Origin of the sequence: Nocardioides sp., assembly GCF_036401255.1 — a bacterium.
Lineage (GTDB): Bacteria > Actinomycetota > Actinomycetes > Propionibacteriales > Nocardioidaceae > Nocardioides.
The window spans coordinates 1-2,001 of sequence record NZ_DASWVI010000074.1 but is presented as its reverse complement, the minus strand read 5'-3'; the positions used below and the strand labels follow the sequence as shown (position 1 = coordinate 2,001).

At 69.7% G+C, this 2,001-nt stretch carries 2 protein-coding genes; both read right to left on the bottom strand.

Features of this window, described 5'->3' with window-relative positions; translation table 11 throughout:
* The coding region (locus tag VGD85_RS03490) for a histidine kinase dimerization/phospho-acceptor domain-containing protein (protein WP_331062059.1) at positions 1-1,230 on the bottom strand (1,230 nt) is incomplete at its 3' end.
* A gap of 94 nt (positions 1,231-1,324) precedes the next feature.
* Positions 1,325-2,001, bottom strand: a 677-nt coding sequence (locus VGD85_RS03485; protein WP_331062058.1) for a sterol desaturase family protein, incomplete at its 5' end; no start/stop codon positions are given.

Sequence of the window (2,001 nt, the reverse complement as noted above, 5' to 3'; positions counted from 1 at the left end):
CCGGACCAGGTCGAAGTCGATGGTCTCCAGCTCCAGGTGCCCGGCCTCGACCTTGGAGAAGTCCAAGATCTCGTTGATGATCGCCATCAACGAGTTCCCCGCCGTGTCCACCCCCTCGGCATAGGAACGCTGCCGCTCGTCGAGATCGGTCGACAACAACAACCCCGTCAACCCGATCACCCCGTTCATCGGCGTACGGATCTCATGACTCATCGTCGCCAAGAACGTCGACTTCGCCCGCGACGCCTCCAACGCCGCATCCCGCGCCTGGGCCAGCTCGCGGCGGGTGTGGTACTCCGAGCGCAGCAGCCGCTCGGTGCGCCAGAACGCGATCAGCGCGATCGCGAAGATGCCGATCGCGATCGCCGTCGTCCGCTCGTGGCCGGTGTGCTCGGTGATCAGCAGCAGCACCGGCGGGACGAGCATCGGCCCGATCGCGATCCCGAGCTTGACCAGCGGCGGCTGGGCGATCACCTTCGCGTCCTCGACCGGGTCCTCGAGGACCTGCGGACGGAACGTCGAGGAGCCCATCAAGATGACGCTGAGCATCCACCCCACGTCGAGCACGGCCGAGGTGGTGCCCTCCACGGGCACCGTGAAGTAGCCGATGTCGGCCAGCAGCCAGCACATCAGGCCGAGCGGCAGCCCGAGGCCGACGACCCGCCGGGTGCGGCGCTCGGAGAGCGCGCGCAGCACCAGCGTCAGCAGCACCGCGTCGGCGACCGGGTAGCTCAGCCACACCACGCGGACGAACACCGACACGGAGTCGTCGAGCACGATGTCCTGGATCGAGATGGTCCAGAAGACCAGCAGGCTGATCACGACGATCGTCAGGGCGTCGATGACCGAGTCGAGGTCGGTGTGGAACGCGCCGGTGGTACGCCGCAGCATCGCCAGCGAGATCGCCGCCCCGATGACCACGTAGCTCAGGAAGTACGGCACGTCCGCCCACGACACGTCGGGGTCGCTGCCGGTCCACGAGTAGATCAGCCAGACCAGGTCGCCCAGGGCGGAGAGCGTGAGCCCGGCGGTGAGCACGGCCGGGACCAGCCGGAGCTCGCGGGGCGTGCGCAGCGTGCCGATCAGGCCGACGAGCGGCCCCAGCCAGATGCCGAGGAGGTACGTCGTGTCGCCGAGGGGTCCGCTGCCCTGGATCAGGTGCGCGACGACAAGGAGGGCCGTCAGCCCCGACAGGGCGACGACCCACGGTGACAGGCGTCCGACCGGCACACTTCTCCTCTCTCTGCGAGGGTAGCCGCCCGCGCGGACGGCGTCCTGGGATCCACCGTCCCGTGGTCCCGGGACCAAGGGCCCGCGACGTCGGTCAGGGAACGGTCGGCTCGGCGGCCAGCACAGGCTCGGAGACGGTGCCGGCGGTCTCGGGTCGCCAGCCCGGGGGCCCGAACACGTAGCCGAGCTTGTCGCGCCAGCTGGGGGTGCGGCGGACGTCGCGGGCGATCGCGGCGTACTCATGGACCTGCAGGCGGACGAGGTGGTGGGTGCCGACCGGCGTGGTGAGGCCGTACGTCGGGCGGTGCAGCTCGGGCTGGAAGGAGCCGAACAGCCGGTCCCAGACGATGAGGATCCCGCCGTAGTTGCGGTCGAGGTACTCGGGGTCGCTGCCGTGGTGCACCCGGTGGTGCGAGGGGGTGTTGAGCACCAGCTCCACCGGCCGCCAGAGCCTGTCGACCCGCTCGGTGTGCACGAAGAACTGGTAGACGAGGCTGATCGAGAAGCCGAGGAACACCAGGGCCGGCGGCACGCCCAGCAGGGGCAGCGGCAGCCAGAACACGATCTCGGCGGAGTTGTTCCACTTCTGGCGCAGCGCGGTGGCGAAGTTGAAGTACTCGCTGGAGTGGTGCGCCTGGTGGGTGGCCCACACGAGCCGCACCCGGTGGGCGACGCGGTGCGCCCAGTAGAAGAGGAAGTCGACGCCGAGGATCGGGAGCGCCCAGGTCCACCACGCGTCGACGGACAGCCGCCAGGGTGCGACCCACGCGA